Annotated in this window: 18 protein-coding genes and 1 pseudogene; 2 read left to right on the top strand and 17 right to left on the bottom strand. The window is 28.9% G+C overall.

The features are described 5' to 3' along the window. Positions 1 to 19: 19 nt before the first annotated feature. The 9 genes from secDF to I5Q57_RS04330 all read right to left on the bottom strand — a co-directional run bounded on the left by secDF (position 20) and on the right by I5Q57_RS04330 (position 11,242). Positions 20 to 2,839 carry a protein translocase subunit SecDF gene (secDF, locus tag I5Q57_RS04370; RefSeq protein WP_215826986.1) on the bottom strand — a complete coding sequence of 940 codons (2,820 nt, stop codon included), beginning with the start codon at positions 2,837 to 2,839 and terminating at the stop codon, positions 20 to 22. 44 nt (positions 2,840 to 2,883) lie between these two features. Next, entirely contained in the window at positions 2,884 to 3,126 is a 243-nt protein-coding gene (locus tag I5Q57_RS04365; protein WP_215826985.1) for a hypothetical protein, read from the bottom strand. Between the two features lie 125 nt (positions 3,127 to 3,251). Next, positions 3,252 to 3,986, bottom strand: a complete 735-nt coding sequence (locus I5Q57_RS04360; RefSeq protein ID WP_215826984.1) for a YebC/PmpR family DNA-binding transcriptional regulator — start codon at positions 3,984 to 3,986, stop codon at positions 3,252 to 3,254. Between the two features lie 68 nt (positions 3,987 to 4,054). Beyond that, a complete protein-coding gene (lpdA, locus tag I5Q57_RS04355) occupies positions 4,055 to 5,431 on the bottom strand; it encodes a dihydrolipoyl dehydrogenase (protein WP_215826983.1) in 1,377 nt (458 codons plus the stop codon). Positions 5,432 to 5,442: 11 nt separating this feature from the next. Beyond that, positions 5,443 to 6,702, bottom strand: coding sequence for a dihydrolipoamide acetyltransferase family protein (locus tag I5Q57_RS04350; RefSeq protein ID WP_215826982.1), 1,260 nt, complete (start codon positions 6,700 to 6,702; stop codon positions 5,443 to 5,445). A gap of 19 nt (positions 6,703 to 6,721) precedes the next feature. Then, a complete protein-coding gene (locus I5Q57_RS04345) occupies positions 6,722 to 7,723 on the bottom strand; it encodes an alpha-ketoacid dehydrogenase subunit beta (protein WP_215826981.1) in 1,002 nt (333 codons plus the stop codon). Continuing rightward, entirely contained in the window at positions 7,723 to 8,811 is a 1,089-nt protein-coding gene (locus tag I5Q57_RS04340) for a thiamine pyrophosphate-dependent enzyme (RefSeq protein WP_215826980.1), read from the bottom strand. Before I5Q57_RS04340 ends, I5Q57_RS04345 begins: the two co-directional genes overlap by 1 nt. A 16-nt stretch (positions 8,812 to 8,827) precedes the next feature. Next, positions 8,828 to 9,814, bottom strand: a complete 987-nt coding sequence (gene lplA, locus I5Q57_RS04335) for a lipoate--protein ligase (protein WP_215826979.1) — start codon at positions 9,812 to 9,814, stop codon at positions 8,828 to 8,830. A 15-nt stretch (positions 9,815 to 9,829) separates the two neighbouring features. After that, the gene (locus I5Q57_RS04330; protein WP_215826978.1) at positions 9,830 to 11,242 is read right to left on the bottom strand and encodes an FAD-dependent oxidoreductase; all 1,413 of its coding nucleotides are present in this window, start codon (positions 11,240 to 11,242) and stop codon (positions 9,830 to 9,832) included. 717 nt (positions 11,243 to 11,959) lie between these two features. Between I5Q57_RS04330 and I5Q57_RS04325 the strand changes: the two genes are divergently transcribed. After that, positions 11,960 to 12,196, top strand: a complete 237-nt coding sequence (locus tag I5Q57_RS04325; protein ID WP_215826977.1) for a hypothetical protein — start codon at positions 11,960 to 11,962, stop codon at positions 12,194 to 12,196. 12 nt (positions 12,197 to 12,208) lie between these two features. Next, on the top strand, positions 12,209 to 12,337 hold the full coding sequence (locus I5Q57_RS09655) for a hypothetical protein (RefSeq protein WP_256444886.1): 129 nt from the start codon (positions 12,209 to 12,211) through the stop codon (positions 12,335 to 12,337). A 167-nt stretch (positions 12,338 to 12,504) separates the two neighbouring features. Here the strand turns inward: I5Q57_RS09655 and I5Q57_RS04320 are convergent. From I5Q57_RS04320 to rpmG, 8 genes and pseudogenes are all read right to left on the bottom strand, one after another. Beyond that, positions 12,505 to 13,649 (bottom strand): IS3 family transposase gene (locus tag I5Q57_RS04320; protein ID WP_215826976.1). Its coding sequence is split into 2 segments (ribosomal slippage): positions 12,505 to 13,409 and positions 13,409 to 13,649, totalling 1,146 coding nucleotides; the frame shifts between segments, so codons are not numbered across the junction. Between the two features lie 81 nt (positions 13,650 to 13,730). Further along, positions 13,731 to 13,910: pseudogene (locus I5Q57_RS09360) on the bottom strand (IS3 family transposase); the annotation flags it as partial. 459 nt (positions 13,911 to 14,369) lie between these two features. After that, on the bottom strand, positions 14,370 to 14,792 hold the full coding sequence (locus I5Q57_RS04315; RefSeq protein WP_215826975.1) for a flavin monoamine oxidase family protein: 423 nt from the start codon (positions 14,790 to 14,792) through the stop codon (positions 14,370 to 14,372). A 381-nt stretch (positions 14,793 to 15,173) separates the two neighbouring features. Beyond that, positions 15,174 to 15,875, bottom strand: coding sequence for a 50S ribosomal protein L1 (gene rplA, locus I5Q57_RS04310; protein ID WP_215826974.1), 702 nt, complete (start codon positions 15,873 to 15,875; stop codon positions 15,174 to 15,176). Between the two features lie 2 nt (positions 15,876 to 15,877). Beyond that, positions 15,878 to 16,312 (bottom strand): 50S ribosomal protein L11, encoded by a 435-nt coding sequence (gene rplK, locus I5Q57_RS04305; protein WP_215826973.1) that lies wholly within the window; start codon positions 16,310 to 16,312, stop codon positions 15,878 to 15,880. 420 nt (positions 16,313 to 16,732) lie between these two features. Beyond that, entirely contained in the window at positions 16,733 to 17,332 is a 600-nt protein-coding gene (gene nusG, locus I5Q57_RS04300; protein ID WP_215826972.1) for a transcription termination/antitermination protein NusG, read from the bottom strand. Between the two features lie 16 nt (positions 17,333 to 17,348). Further along, positions 17,349 to 17,714 carry a preprotein translocase subunit SecE gene (locus I5Q57_RS04295; protein ID WP_215826971.1) on the bottom strand — a complete coding sequence of 122 codons (366 nt, stop codon included), beginning with the start codon at positions 17,712 to 17,714 and terminating at the stop codon, positions 17,349 to 17,351. A 24-nt stretch (positions 17,715 to 17,738) separates the two neighbouring features. Further along, positions 17,739 to 17,888 carry a 50S ribosomal protein L33 gene (gene rpmG, locus I5Q57_RS04290; RefSeq protein WP_215826970.1) on the bottom strand — a complete coding sequence of 50 codons (150 nt, stop codon included), beginning with the start codon at positions 17,886 to 17,888 and terminating at the stop codon, positions 17,739 to 17,741. Positions 17,889 to 17,967: the final 79 nt, after the last annotated feature.

Here is a 17,967-nt window from a genome sequence, read left to right as displayed (position 1 = left end):
ACTCATCCTTCCAACATTATTAATCATTAACACCGATAACAATTTGCTCATCAGGTCCAGTTAATGATTTATAAATTTTTTGCTTTTTATTTCGTAAAAGTTTTCCTTTAATGTTAGCAACATATACTCATAATCATCGCAATAAAATTGCTGAAGAATAAACACCAATAACAATACCTAATAAAAGACCAAATGCTGCCCCAATATTTTGACCAATAACAAATAGCGCCATTGACAATAACAAAACTAACGATAAAACAATTAAACTACTTTTTAAAGTCATTGTAAATCCCGTATTTACCAAATCCGATAAATTACTCTTATTCATTTTTGTAATATCCAAACCAATTTTATTTTCCCGAACACGGTCAAAGATAATTATTTTATGAAAAATAGCAAAGATAACTACTGCTAAAATAGCTGTAACAACTTCAATCGTTACTTCAAAACGACAAATAATTATCAAAGAACAAGTTAATAAAACATCATGAATAATTGTCAATATTAATGGTAGAATAAAACTTCAATCAAAACGAATAATTAAATAAATTAGAATAATCACCATAATAACTGCTAACACAATAATCCCGTTAATGACAACGCTACCACTAGTTTCATTTCATAAAGAACCATAACTAACATCATTAATTCTAATTTCAGATTGGAAATTATTTTCTGATAACCAAGTTTGTAAAGAGTTAACATATTTATTATCAATTAAGGAAGTTTTAATAAAAATATTATATCCACGATCTTCCATCCGCCTAAATACTGCTAGCGAATAACTATCTGCTAAATAATCGGTTTTAAATTTAATAATAATTTCATTTTTAGTTTCCTCAATTGCTTTTAGAAACGCCTCATCATCACTCGTAATACTATGTCTAGAAGTTTGCACTTGAAAAATTGTTCCCCGCGTAAATTCTAAACTAGTGCCCGGCCCCGCAGTTGTGACAACAATAACACCACAAGAAATAATAATCGTAGAAAGTAAAACTAATCATTTAAAACTTTTTTGATAACTAAATTTCTTAAAAAACTGTGTTATCCGATTAAAACCAAGCTTTTTAATAAGATGATGAATTTTTTGTTTTATAATTACAGAATTAGTCATTACTAAATCTTGACGGTTATTAATCCAGTTTAACGATAATAAAGAATAATAAATTCCTCGGATTAAAACAATACCAAAAATAAAAGCTCCTAAAATACTAATAATTAGCATAATCGCAAACGATTTAATAATACCGGTTCCAAATCAATAAATAAAGAAACTAATTATCAACGGCAAAACAGTCGCATCAAAAACTGTTGATATTGATTTTCGATTAGCATCTAAAAAAGATTGAATTAAAGATTTGCCCCCATTAAACTCAGTTTTCATTCGTTCTAATAAAATAATACTACTACTTAAAGCAACCATCATACCTATAAGCATGGCAATAAACACTTCTCAGCCATAAATCCCCAATAAAACATTAAACACAACCATTGTAACAACGACCATTGTTGCTAAAATAAGATCTAAAATAAGACCCAAAACACGATAAAATACTGCTAAAATAACTAATATTATTAACAAAATAACACTAACAGTAATAATCATCATCACCTTTGTGACATTACTAATTACGGCATCGGATACTGAATATGACTCAACTTGGTAGGCAATTCCTTTAATGCCGGCACTAAAAATTTTAGATAAACCAGCGGCTGCCTCTTCACCACTAATTTCAATAAAAGCAATATCACTTACTTTATCACTATTATTAGGTTTAAGCTGTAATGATGAAGATGTAATTAAATACTTATTTTTATATTTGTTATTCATAACATCTTTAAATTCAGTATTAACAAGTTCTACTAAAAAAGGACGAAACAGATTTAAATATTTTTGCTTATCATAAGTATCATCTTCATCATTAATATCAATTGTTAAATCACTATTTGGCGAATTCTTATTATAGCTAAGAACCTCATTAAAAGTAACATCAGCGTTTTGAAAATAGTTATAAATATCAGAATCCGTATTAACACTGTGATCAGCTAAATTTACTTCTTTAACATCACCATTTTCACGATTACGAACACTAGCCGTTAAGAGGCTTCGCAGAGCATTTCTTAATTCTTGCGCTTCACCACCTTGTAAAGCTACCGCTTTAGCATTAATAAATTTTCTAAGTTTTATCAAATCGTTATAATTGCTTCGCATCTCATCTAACATTTGCCCAAAATCTTGTCAAACATAAACTGACTTTTTATCTTGATATTTTAAAATCGCATTATATAAATCTAAATTTTTAATTTTGAATTCAATTGATGGCTTATTTATTCCCGAAATTAAAGAATTTTTGATTGAACTACTATCAATAAAATCTTTTAAAACAATTCTTTTACCATCCTTCTTTGCTGGTTTGTAAGTTTCACCTGTCCCTGTACCAACAAGTAAATCATCACCTTTATCATCTAAAAAGAAAATTGATCCGCTGCGTTCAACATCCCGTAAAAAATCAGCAATATTACCATAATTAGCTTGCGGAACAACAACATTTAAACGACTTTCCCCAATATTACTAGCAAAATGAATAATATCCATTCGTTTTTTTCTTAAAGGATCAATTTTATCTTGCAAAGTATTAACAGCCTCATGACGATTTTTCGCATTTTCATAACTAACAATTGTTTGATATGCCCCACCAACTAATATTCCTGAACGAAAATTATTATCAACAAAAAAACTACCCATAATTAAACCAGCAGTAATACTTAAAATTAAAATAATAAATAAACCGAATTGAATTCAAAGGTTTCGTTGCGTTCCTTTAATATTATTTTTCATATCTATACCTCATTATTTCTTTTCAAACATTTCTTTAAAATCATCTAAAGATATTGTTTTAATCCGAGGAATTTATTATTAATATATTCAATAACAATATTTGGTTTAATATTAAATATACCATATGTTGCTTGTTGCAAACTAGTAGCTTGCCGTTTATGCAAAATCACTTCCAAATAATAAGTTACCACATCAATGATTGACAGCGAAGAAATTTCTAATTTCAATTCCATAGTTTTTAATTCTAATAATTTAAGAACATAACTATATAAATAAGACTTTTCCATTACTTTTTCCAACCTTATTGTCAAATCATTTATAATTATACAATATAATTTTTAAAAATGAAAAAATAATTGTCGCTAACAACTATCGGCAATGTTCTTGCGTATTAGTAATATAATTTCCTTTTTTAATTATCATCTTCCACAAAGTTATAATAAATATTTTGCACATCATCATCAGCTTCTAAGGAATTAATTAACCGTCAAAACTGTTCAATCGCAATTTTATTTTCTAAGGATACTGTTTTGTTCTGTTGAAAAATAATTTTACTAACATCAAAGGCGGTAACACCCTTAGATTCTAAAAAGGTTTTGGTTATTCAAAACCTATCAACAGTTGTCGTAATAATAAATGTTCCTTCATCGTTATTAACATCAATAGCCAAAATTTCTAAAGCTCATTCAAAAACTTCATCCACACTAACCATCTTATTAGTAAAAACTAATAATCCTACCCGAGTAAAAAGATAACGAACACTGCCAGTAACGCCTAATGTTCCTTTAGCTTTATTAAAAATACTCCGAACATTAGTCGCCGTACGATTACGGTTATCAGTTAAACATTCAACCATAACAGCAATATGTCCCGCAACAAAACCTTCATAAATAATTTCTTCATAATTAAGATTACTATTATCTTGACTAAATTTCTTTAAAGCACGGTCAATATTTTCTTTAGGCATATTAACTGTTTTTGCTTTTTCAATGAGCAATCGCAATTGATTGTTAGTTTCAACATTAACCCCGCCGTTTCTTACCGCGGTATTTAATTGGTGCAAAATTTTTTGAAAAATTTTACCACGAATTTTATCTTGGGCCGCTTTACGATGCTTAATATTTGCTCATTTTGAATGTCCTGCCATAATAATTCTCCTTTTCATTAAAATTTTAAATTAAAAAAAGATAACAGTGTTATCTTTTTTTAATTTAATTAACCATGAATTGGTTTATCAATAATTCCGTGCGCCGCTTCCATCACAACTTCTGATAAAGTTGGATGAGGATGAATTGTTTTTGCCAACTCATAAATTGTTCCTTCACTAACCATTGTTGTTGTCACTTCCGTAATCATATCCGTTGCTGTTCCCGAAATAATATGAGCCCCATAAATCTCACCAGTTTGTTTATTAGCTAAAATTTTAGCAAATCCCGTTATTTCACCATCAGCTAATGCTTTACCATTACCCAATAAAGGAAACTTAAAACTACTAAACGGTAATTGTTTATCTTGACATTGTTGCTCTGTTAAACCAACACTAGCAATTTCTGGAAATGAATAAATACAACTCGCAATATAATCCATATCCATTTTACTATTCTTACCTAAAATATTTTCCACCGCAACAATTCCTTGTGCTGATGCCACATGAGCTAACATCTTATCAGCAGCGACATCACCAATAGCATAAATATTTTCCATATTAGTTTGACAACGGTCATTAATTTTAATATTTTTTCTAGGTCCTAATTCAAGATTTAATGCTTCTAACCCATTAATTACAGGAATTCTACCAACAGAAATTAATATAAAATCACTAGTAAGTTGCTTTTCTTGTCCCGCTTGCATAAACACTAATGTTTTATCTTTAATCGCTGTTATTTTAGCATTAAGTTCAAGCTTAACGCCCATTGATTTTAATACTTTTGTCATTTCTAAACTAATATCATTATCTAATAATTCTAAAATCTTATCCACTCCTTGAACAATGGTAACTTCTGTTCCTAAAGTACTAAATAAAAAAGCAAACTCAATGCCAATAACACCGCCACCAATAATTGTTAACTTTTTAGGAATTTCTTTTAATGATAAAATTTGCCGACTAGTAATTAAAAAATTATTTTCTTTCGCTTCTTTAAAACCAGGTAAATCTAAAACTCGTGATACCGAACCAGTAGCAATAATTAAGTTATTACCAGCATATCTTTTACCATTAACTTTCACAGTATTTTTATCAATAATCTTAGCTTCACCAAATACTTTTTCAACTTGATTTTTTTTCAATAAATGTTCAACACCTTGGGTTAATTTTTTAACAACCCCAGATTTTCTAATTTGCATTTCATCTCAATTAGGTTTAATTGTTGTCGCATTAACATCAACACCATAAATTTTAGCATGCTTAAAATAATTTAAAACTTTAGCACTTTTTAATAATGCTTTTGTTGGAATACAACCAATATTTAAACAAACACCACCTCATCATTGTTTTTCAATAATAAGGGTTTTTAAACCAACTTGGGCTGCTTTAATGGCGGCCACATAGCCACCAGGACCACCACCAATAATAATTACATCAAATTTATCCATTTATTTTCTCCTTAATATGAAATTAGCAGTGCAGTTGGTGCTTCTAATAATTTCTTTAAATGCAACATAAATCTTCCGGCATCAGCACCATCAATTATACGGTGGTCAATTGATATTGATAACGGTAATAAATCATTAACAACGATATTGCCGCTGTCATCAACAACCGGCGTTTTTTTAATTGCCCCAATACCCAAAATCGCTGCTTCGGGATAATTAATAACTGGCGTTCCAAAATCTAAACCAACAGAACCATAATTAGTAATCGTAAAAGTTCCATCTTTCATTTCCGAAGGAATTAATTTCTTATTTCTAACTCTGGCAACTAAGTCATTGTAAACAACAGCTAAATTAAAAATATCTTGTTGATCAGCATCTTTAATAACAGGAACAATTAATCCCGCATCAGTATCAGCAGCAATGCCAATATTATAATAATTATGATAAACAATTTCTTCTGTTACTTCATCTAATCGGGCATTAATTATTGGAAATTCTTTTAAAGCCATCGTAACTGCCTTAATAAAAAATGGCATATAAGTTAATTTAAAATCAGGTTTAATAACTGTCATTTTTAATTGTACTCGTAATTGCACTAAAGCAGTAACATTTACTTGTGTCATTAAACTAGTATGCGGAATTGTAAATACTGAATTTTTCATTGCTTTAGAAATTGCTTTTCTGGTTGGTGTCATTTTTACCCGCTGTTCTGCTTGTGATGCTGGCTTTGAAGAAAAATCATCACCACGAGATTGCATTGGTGGAACAACCGCTAACGGTTTTTCTGTTACTAATTTTGATGATTTAGCTTCACTAGATAAAGAATGCCCACCTACTAAATCTTGTTTTAATACTCTGCCGTTAGGTCCTGTCCCTTTAATAGTTTCGATATCAATCCCTAATTCACGAGCCATTCTTCGCGCTAATGGTGTTGCCAATACTTTCTTATTTGATTTTTCAGGATTAGTTTCCATAACATTTGATAAAACTTGTTTATTAATAATTTCTTCTGACTTATTAGATGAAGGAACATTATTACTAGGATTACTACTAGCAAAGACATCACCGGCCTTAATAATATCGCCAATTGCAAAATTAATTTGACCAATTTTACCATCAAATTCAGCAACTATTGGTTGAGAAAGTTTATCTGCTTCTAACTCAAATAAATCTTGACCTTTTTTAATATCATCGCCAACCTTAACATAAATTTGTGTTATTTGACCTTCATTAATATCGCCATCAAGACCTAAAAATTTAAATTTTATCATATCTCTACTCCTTTCTCACTTAAGCTAAATATGTCATCATTATTTTTACTTTATCAATAATTCTTTTTTCAGTAATTTTAAATCAATGTTCACCTTGATACAAAGGAACAGTCACATCATAACCTGTTAATCTCGCTGGCGGACATTGTAAATATTCAAAACATTTTTCATTAATTGTCGTAATAATTTCTGAAGATACTGAAAAAGATTTAACTGCTTCATGCACCACTAATATTCTTCCTGTCTTTTTAACAGAAGCAACAACTGTTGCCTCATCTCACGGATGAATTGTCATTAAATCAATTAATTCAATTTTCATTCCTTCTTGTTGCAATTTAGCAACAGCAGATTCACAATCATAAACTAACGGTCCATAAGTAACAATTGTTAAATCAGGGTTATCACTCGCTTCTCATTTAGTAATTTGTTTTGCCTTACCAATTTCAATTGTATAATGTCCATCAGCAACTTCTTCTTTGGGCGTATAATAATTTCTTAACGGTTCTAAAAATATTACGGGATCATCACATTCCACTGCAGCTAACATTAATCCTTTAACATCACTAGGTTTAGCGGAAATAACAACTTTAAAACCGGGCACATGTGCAAACATTGCTTCAATCGCTTCAGAATGATGTTCCAAACCTTTTAAACCTCACAAATTAACTGGCATCCGGATAACCATTGGACAAGTAAATCTTCCTCTTGTGCGATTACGAAACCGAGCTATATGACAAAATAATTGTTGAAACGCCGGATAAGCAAACCCTTGAAACTGTAATTCTACAATCGGACGAAGTCCATTAAAAGCCATTCCGGCAGCAATTCCTACTAAACTAGCTTCAGCAATTGGTGCATCAAAACAACGATTTTCACCATATTTCTTTTGTAAACCTCTCGTTGCGCGAAATACGCCGCCAGCAAAACCAACATCTTCACCATAAGTAACTATTGTCTTATCGCGTTCCATTGCAATGTCTAATGCATTAGTTAATGCTTGAATATTACTATATAGCGCCATTAGTTATTACCTTCCTTTGCAAAATATGCTTGTGCTTCTGCTAATTGTTCTTCTAATTGTGGTGTCATTTTTGCATATGTATATTGAAAAATATCTGCCAATTTTGTATCTTTTTTATTCATTGCACTATTAATTTCATTACGAATTAATACCTCATTTTCAACATCTAATTGTTTTTGTTTGGTTTCATCTCATTTTTTATTGGCAATTAAATAATTTCTTAACCTGTCAAGCGGATCTTTTTTTAATCATTCAGCTTCTAATTGCGGATCATAATAATCTTTTTTAATATCCGATGCTGAATGAGCAAAACGCCGATAAGTAATTGCTTCAATAAAGGTTGGCCCTTCACCAGCTTTTGCACGAGCAATTGCTTTTTCAACCATTGCATAAACTGCAAAAAAATCATTGCCATCAACTTGCGCACTAGCAACCCCGACGCCCACACCTCTAATTGCTAAAGATGCCGTTGCTGATGCCTTTTTTCGTGGCGTGGTTAATGACCACTGATTATTTTCCACCATAAAAATTACGGGTAATTTATGAATCGCAGCAAAGTTCATTGCTTCATAAACTTCACCTTCACTCGTTCCCCCGTCACCAATCGTAGTAATGACAATACCATCACTTTGTTTAAACTTTTCAGCAAACGCAATTCCGGTTGCATGGGAATATTGGGTCCCAATTGGAATATTAACTGGTACGACGTTAATATCTTCGGGAACTTTACTTCCTGCTTCATTTCCTAATCAATACAAGTAAATATTTTCAATCGGAAAACCAGCTGTAATTCAAGCAGCATTATTACGATATGCCGGAACTAATCAATCAATTCCTTTTCGTAAATGAATCGCATACCCCACTTCGGTTGCTTCTTGTCCTGCTGATGCTAAAAAATTAACATTTTTAGCACCCTCACTAATTTCAGTTTGAATTTCTTCTTGTTTTCTTGATAAACACATAAAACGATACGCTTTTAGTAATAATTCATCACTAATTTTTGGCATCAAATCAGGCTTAACAATTTCACTTTTTTCATTCATAATTTGAAATACTTCAAACTTCAAATCACTATAATCATTAAACATTTAAATAATTCCTTTCTTAAATTATTAAATCAATAATTTCCGAAGCAATAAAATTAACTCCAAAAATTTCTTCAATATTTATATTTTGCAATTGCCCAGCAATATGATCATAATCATACTTACAACCAACTAACTGTTGTTCAATAATCTCAGTACCATAATAACCCATAAAATCACCAGAAATTTTAATATCAGTAATAATACCAGCATTAACATTTAAACCAACAGTAACAGTTCCTTTATGCTCATAAAGTTTCTTATTTTGAATTTGAAATTTAGGAGCAATACCATAATTCCATTCTCATGATGCATACTTCGCTATTGCTAATTTATTAATTTCCTCCAATTGTTCAGAAGATAAAATAACCTTTTTATTTTTCCCTTTTAATAACTCAGTAATAATCAAAGCTTTAAATTCCATAATCATAATTTTATCTTTTAATAGCGGCAAAATATTAGTAACCCGTGCTTGCACAGACTTAATCGCCTTAGACTGCATCTTTAATGGATCAACATTAAGGTATGCCCCTAACTTTAATAAATCCACATTAAAAAGAATTGTTCCATGATGTAATATTTTATTACTATTTGCATACTGAGCATTACCAGAAATCTTTTTACCAGCAATTAAAATATCATTTTTACCGGAAAATTCAGCATATAATCCTAATTTTTGAAAAACACTAATTATTGGTTGCAAAAAATGATAATAGTTATTAACAAAATTTGAACTTCGTTTTTTTATAAAAGAAAAATTTAAATTCCCTTCATCATGATACACAGTACCACCACCAGATAATCGGCGAACTACTTTGACATTATCCGCTTTTACTTGCTTAACATTAATTTCTTCATACGCATTTTGATTACGACCAATAACAATTGTATTATCATTTTGTCAAAGTAATAAAATATCATCATCATTCTGATAATTTTCCATTAAATATTCTTCAAGAGCTAAATTAAAATAAGGATTTTTACTATTATTTTCAATATAAATCATAACTAAAATTTGTTCTTAATTATTATTATTTTCATCAACTGATTGATGAAAATAATCCATCCCTAATGCTTTTAAACCTGCTAAAGTTACAAAATTATATGGTTTATTAAAATGCGGTAAAAAGAAAATATCTACTAACGGTAACTCATCAATCGTTAAACCTTTCATAATTGCCAAAGAAAACATATAAATAACTTCCGTATGATTTGCTTTTGAAGCAATTTGTGCCCCAATAATTTTTCTAGATGCTTTTTCTCAAACAATTTTAATTTTTACCTTAACATGCGGTTCTAAAAATTCAGGACGATCATTATCTTCAAAAAATACTGCTTCAACATCCATCTGACTCATTTTTGCTACTGTTTCGCTAACACCAACACCTGCCATTTTTCAGCCAAATACTGAAATCGCATTCGCAGCTTGAAATCCCGGACTTGTTAATGAATTATCCCTAATGATATTAAAAGCAGTCACTAACCCCGTTCGTACCGCAGTTGTTGCTAATGCAATATTAGCATTTTCTTTTGTAGCATTATTATGAACCGCAACGCAATCACCAATGGCATAAATATCAGGGTCACTAGTTTGAAAATAACTATTAGTTTTAATCGCTCCCCTTGCTCCTAATTCAACAACATCTTTTAAAATCTTTGTTTCGGTATTAAAACCTACGGCTCAAAGTACCATATCAACAGCATATTCATTTTTATCAGTAATTACTTTAGTAACAATACCATTTTCTTTAATAAACTCTTTAACAGCTTCACCTGTACGAATAATAACACCTGCTTTTTCCATACTTTGTTGAACAGGTGTTGTAAACTCTTCATCATAATATCGCGGCATAATCCGATCTTCAATATCAATTAAAGTTACCTTTTTATTATTACGACTAAAAGCTTCAACTAATTCAATTCCAATATATCCAGCACCAACAACAACAACATTTTTAATTGCTGAATTATCAATTATTGCTTTAATTTGTTTTGCATGTTGAAACAATTTAACAATATTAACACCGGCACTAACAGTACCGTCATCATTTTTAAGCCCCAGAACTGAAGGAATAATTGGTCAAGTACCAACACCAATAACTAACTTATCATAAGTGTCAAAAAACTCTTCATTTGTTTCTAAGTTTTTGATTAAAACTTTCTTTTCTTTATTATTAACAGCCAAAAGTTCATGTTTCATATGAACTTCAATGCCTTCTAATTGTAACAACTCTGGCGTTGCATAAAATAGGCCATCAGGTTTACTAATTTCACCACCAACTCATAAAGCAATTCCGCACCCTAAAAAAGAAATATTGTCATTACGATCGTATGCCACAATTTTAATATCCTTTTTATCTTGTTTACTTAAATGACTTAAGGTTCTAACTAAGGTGGTCCCTGAATGGTTAATACCAATAGCAATAACTTTCATCGTCTTTTGACTCCTTCTATAATTTTATTTGTTTCTAAGTTTCTAGTTATTTTTCATGATAATTATTAAAATAAGAAAAAACTCAATTTACACAGTAATTATATACGAATTTTTTTCTATTATTCAATTATTACCACAGAATAAATAAAATTTTCAAATAATGATTAAAAATTTCATTCAATATCTTAATTATCTTAAAAATAAAAACTAGAAAGATTAATTCTAGTTCTAAACTATTTATTTTAATTGCTATCATCTTACATTAATTTATAAAATTATTTGTTTAATCATTAATTTACACTCCTTTTTATCATTTCAATAGAAAAATTTATAAATTATGTAAGGTAACACAGACATTTTAGACCAGTAAGACCACTTCTCTTAACAATAATTTTTTAAGGGAGGGATTTTAATTAAATAAAATTAAACTAACTTTATTAATTTATTAACTTGTTCGAACAAAAACTAAATTCTATCTAAAAATTGTGTTGTAAATATGATAACACTTTTTTAGGTGTGCCTAAAAATGCTTTTTGGTAATTTCGAGCATTTCTCGCACCTAGTTAGCTAACATAACTTAGTTTAACATAAGAGAGATAACATAGATTTCTTACATAGTTAACTATGTTAGCTAACTAGGAAATATTATATAAGGAGAGATATATATTATCTTTTTACAAAAACCAAAAAATTATTGATATGAGGGGTTAATAAATAATGACTAACTTAAAAAATTTGTTTTTGAATAAAAAATATATTGTTGCCAAAACAACAAATGCGATTTTACTATCAATTCCCAATAGTGGTGGTAGTTCTTTAGCTCCTCGCAAACTAGTATACCCATCAATTAAATATGCAAATCAGATGGTGATCGGTATTTTTACAGAAAATGATTATGAAGTTATTAAGTATGATACCAACGGTGGACAGAAAATTACAACCATTAAGGGGTAAAAAATTATTAATTTGTATGAAGAAGTTAAAATTAAAAATCGACAAAAATTTTTAGAAAATATTAAAAAATCTGAACTTGATAAAGATATTAATTTTAATTATATTATTCCCGAATGACTAAAAGAAACTGATTTAAATTAGTTATTAAATCTTGAACAAGTACGAAATGGCTAAAAAATATTGTTATGTTATATATTATTGTGAAACCAATGAGTTAGTCGGCATTTATGGTAGCGTTGCTGAAATTGTAGAACGCTATTATGGAGTTTCGCGTAATAATGGTATGGCAACCCTTTTTTGGACACTTTTTATGTAGACTGTCATTTTCTAAATTCAACAGGCGTTAAATAATTTAAACTGCCCTGTATTCTAAGATTATTGTATCAATTAACAAAATCAAATAATTCGCATTTTAATTGTGTTAAATTTTCAAATTTTTTACCCTTGATAAATTCCGTTTTAAAGGTTTTGTAAGTTGTTTCAGCCACAGCATTGTCATAAGGAAAACCCTTCGCACTCAATGATCTTTTAATATCAAAGGTTATTAAAATTTCATCAATGATTTTATTTTTAAACTCATTACCACGATCAGTATAAAATAAAGTTATTTTATTTAATGGTCGTGTTATTTTATGAAAAGCTTGTTGAACTAGTTCAGCGGTTTTGTTTGGTCCGGCACTATAGCCAATTATTTCTCGATTAAACAAGTCAATTAACAAACAAATATAATGTCATTTTCCTCCAACTTGCACATATGTTAAATCACTAACAACAACTTCATTAGGTTTTTTGTTATTAAATTGATGATTTAAAACATTACTAATTTGGTCATTATTAACCATTGTTTTATGATTACGATATTTTAATTTGGTGTATTTAGAAACCAAATTATTTTTGATCATAAGGAATCTGATTTTTCGACATGATAAGATAATATCTTTTCTCATTAAAACAGCTTTAATTTTGCGAGCACCATAAATTTTACGATCACCATAAATTTTACGATCACCATAAATTTTACGACTTTTATTAAATGCACTGATAACTTCTTCTTCATGGTTATTAACATCATAATTAACAAAATTATTAGTTTGATAATAATATGTTGATTTTGCTATTTTTAATATTTGACACATTTTTAGCACGGAATATTTTTCTTTATTATTGTTAATAATTCCTATTTTTTGCCAATTATCAGTGTTGCTTGCTTTAAAATGTCATTTTCCATTCGTAATTGTTGGTTTTCTTTTCGCAAGTAAATTAATTCATTTTCTTCGACAGTGCGATTATCTTGCACTTTAAATGACCCAAAATTATTAAAATTTTCAATTCACTGATATACGGCTGATTTTGAAATTCCGTATTCTTTAATAATTTCAACAATGCTTTTTCCATTTTGATAAAGCATAACAATTTGTTTTTTAAATTCATTTGAATATGAGTTTTTCCCCATTTTTATCTTCCTGCTTTCTTAATAATTTTATTTTATTTGAAGGTCTACATAAATATGGTCTAACTTATTGTAACCTATCCATTTGAAAGTTTTGTAAGCTGTTTCAGCCGCCACAGCATTGTCATAAGGACAAGCCTTCGCACTCAATGATCTTTTAATATTAAAGGTTATTAAAATTTCATCAATGATTTTATTTTTGAACTCATTACCGCGATCAGTATGAAATAAAGTTATTTTTTTAATTTTGTAGAAAACTCTTGATATTTATTGAATATACCTAAAATTAAGTATATTCAATAAATATCAAGAGTTTTCTACAAAATTAAAAACAAATTCTACTTTATGTGTAACTAAAACAACAATTAATCCTGAAGCTAGTTATCGTAACTTAAATAAAATCAGTAAATTACAATCTAGTCTTAAAGAAGCCTTAATTCATTATCATGGTTTAGGTTTTACTAATATTCAAAATTATTTAAATCTCTGAAAATTAAAATACCAACATAAGGGTTTAACTCCAAACCAACAAACAGCGGTATTATATTTTAATGTATAAAAAATTAAAGTAAAAATAGTAATTTTACATAAAAGCCTTTTAAAATTATCAAGTTGATGATTTTTTTATTTTATCAAGAGTTTTCTACAAAATTAAAAACTGTTACTGGTTCATTTAAAATAATATCTGTTCCTTTTAAATCACTAACCATTTTTCTAGCAATTTTATAAAACTACCACCAATAACACGATAATGCTGAGCACCTTTTTCATAACTGGTAGCACAATCAAATCCAGCATTAATAGCAACATAAAATAATGCTTGCAACATTGAAATATGAATAGTATCACGAGATAATAATCCCCAGCAATAATTCTTCCTACCATTTTTTTAGCATCTACTGTTACATCTTGCATTTCTAATCAATGTTCAAAGGTAATATTATCTCATAATTTAGTATTAGGATGCATTCACGGTTTTTCTAAATCAATTTCTTTTGTTAAGTTATCAAAATTATTAACTAATAACATTGCCTCTTCAGGAAACTCATCAATAATTTTACCATTATATTGAAATAATGTTTTACCTTCCGGAAAAGGCGGTGTTGTATATTTTTGTAACTTATATTTATTAATAAACGATAACATCCTTTGATGTTGTCAACCAACTCATTGACCACCTAATTCAACTATTGTTCCATCATCTAAAACTTTATTTCAACTACAACCACCAATATCATCATCAGCTTATAAAATTAATACTTTTAACTTATAAGGTTTTAAGCGTGATACTCCTGATAAACCAGAAAATCAAGCTCCAATAATAATAACATCATACTTTGTTTGATTATTTTTCATTACGAATGTACACCTCAATAGCATTACCTTAAAATAATTACTTATTATAGTTATATCAAAATTACCAGTTATTAGCAATACTACTAACTAATCGCAAAGATGGTAAAAATAATATAAAAAAAATAGTAGAGAAAAATCTTCTCTACCACTTTAAAACATTATATTATATCTTTAATGCTCAATAGCAACTTTAATCGCTGGTCCCATAGTAGTGCTAATACTAATATTTTTTACATAAGCACCTTTAACGGCTGCGGGACGAACTTTTCTAAGCGTTTCATAAATCGCTTGATAATTTTCCTTTAACTGCTCTTCACTAAAAGAAACCTTACCAATAATTACATGAACATTACCTTGCTTATCAACACGATATTCAATTTTACCATTACGAATTTCTGCAATTGCTTTTTGCACATCAGTAGTTACCGTTCCTGTTTTTTGATTTGGCATTAAACCCTTAGGTCCTAATATTTTACCATTCTTTCCTAATTCAGCCATAATATCTGGTGTTGCAATAATAACATCGAAATCAAATCAATTTTCTTTTTGAATTTTTTCAATTAAATCCTTACCACCAACAAAATCAGCTTTATTATCAATCGCCACTTGATTCATACTATTAGTTAATACTAAAATTCTTTGTTTTTTACCAGTTCCTGCCGGCAACACTAACACTCCACGAAGTTGTTGATCAGCATGTCTTGGATCAACATTTAAAAGAAAAACTAACTCAACCGTAGCATCAAATTTTGTTATTGAAGTTTTTTTAACTAATGAAACAGCTTCATCAATTGAATATATTTTATTTTTATCAAACATTTGGGATACTTTTTGATAATTTTTAGAGTAACGACTCTTTTTAACAATTACCATAACTATTTTTGTTCCCCTTTTGATAGCTTTTCAACAAAAATTCCCATATTTCTTGCTGTTCCTTCAATAATTTTCATTGCCTTTTCAATATCATTAGCATTTAAATCAACCATTTTATATTCAGCAATTTCTCTGATTTTATCTTCAGTAAGCGTTGCTACTTTTTCTTTTTTACTACTACTTGAACCTTTTTCAATATTAGCTGCTCTTTTTAATAAAACAGCTGCTGGCGTTGTTTTTAAAACAAAATCAAATGACTTATCATCATAAGCAGTAATAACAACAGGGACAATATCACCCATTCTTGTTTTTGTTGCATCATTAAAAGCAATACAAAATTGTGGCATATTAATCCCTAATGAAGCTAATTCCGGACCTGGCTTAGCTTGTGTCGCATTAAACTGTAATTTAGCAATTCTTTTAATTTTTTTAGCCACGAGCAACACCTCCTTATACATAATTGTTCTCGCTGTGGTCAACGATATCTCTCCCACATTAACCTATTTTTTTCAGGCTTATATATAATAACATTATTACTGTCATAATTAAACATAACTACTATAGAGGGTCGCGTTTAGTTTTCTGAGGTATTGCTTTGAAGAAATAAAACAATCAGCTAATTATATTATTTAATTACTAAACTAACCCCGCCTTTCTTGTTATTGTCATTTTTATTCGTTACCATTTTATCATATTATTGAATTTTTACACAATGAAAAATTATTAATTTTATTAAATTTTAACTAATATTTTTACTTACTTAAATCTATTATATTTATTTTTTAATTTTGTCGAAAACTCTTGATAAAATAAAAAAAGTAGTTAGTATTTCAAATACTAACTACTTACTTACAAAACTAATTAACTTTCTCACAATAACTAAATTCAGCTTCCACAGGAACATATCTTCCTCCAAAAACTTCAATATTAATTGTTGCTACGCCTTTACTATAATCCATAGCAATAACTTCACCTTCTTTATTCTCAAAAGCTCCTGATAATATTTTAACTAGGTCTCCTTCTTTAAAATCAGCAACAAATACTTGTTGAACTTTTTTACTACTAATATTACTTTTTTCTTCACTGCGTCTTAACATATCTCTAGATTCAGTACGCGATAATGGAAACGGTTTGGATCAATTTCCACTTGACCCAATAAATCCGGTAACACCAGGAGTATTTCTAACAATAAATCAAGCATCATCATTCATAATCATATTAACAAATAAATAACCCGGATATGGATTTTTGCCAATCATTGATTTTGTTTTTTTTGACATTTCTTGCTGTTTCACAATCCGCACATCAAAAATAAAGTCTTTCATATTTAAAGTTTCAACTCGTTGTAATAAATCTTCTTTAACTTTTTCTTCATGACCACTATAGCAATTAATTGCATATCACTTACCTAATAAATCACTAGAATCCTTTTCTTGTTTAATATCATCTTTTATCATCTTTTTCTACTCCTTATTAAATGACTAAAATTTTACTAACTTCTAAAATTAATTGTAATAATATTTGAACAATTGCAAAGAAAATTGCAAAGAAAGTAATAAATCCAACAGTTAATCAAAAATTTTTATTTAATTGCAAACTTTTTGTTCAACGAACACGACGCATTTCTCTAGTCATTAATAATGGTGAGTCCAGTAAAGATTTTTTAAATCTCTGACCACGATTTCCATTTATTTTTGAATCTAAAATACTTTTTTTAATAATCGCCTCTTTAGTTTGTGAACTAACTTTTCTTTGTCCTAAAATCGGTTTAGTTTTTTTAACTTTTAATGCCTTATGTTCCGATTTTACCTTTTTTACTTTGTGCTTTTCTTTAGCCATCAATGTTTATTTCCTCTCTAAATATTATCTTGTTTCCTTATGAATTGTATGTTGATTACAGTGCTTACAAAACTTTTTTAAAGATAATCTAACAGTTTGATTAGAACTATTAGTAAAAGTATTATAGTTTCTTGACAGACATTGATCGCAAACTAAAATAATTTTTTGTTGCATTATCTTTCTCCCTTTTATCCATATACATTATATAATAACAAAAATATGCTGTCAAATAACAATTATATTAGGGTGGTGT

It is taken from the genome of Spiroplasma endosymbiont of 'Nebria riversi', from assembly GCF_018831625.1.
GTDB lineage: Bacteria > Bacillota_I > Bacilli_A > Mycoplasmatales > Nriv7 > Nriv7.
Note: the sequence above shows the minus strand (reverse complement) of the source record. Positions and strands in the feature narration are given on the sequence as shown.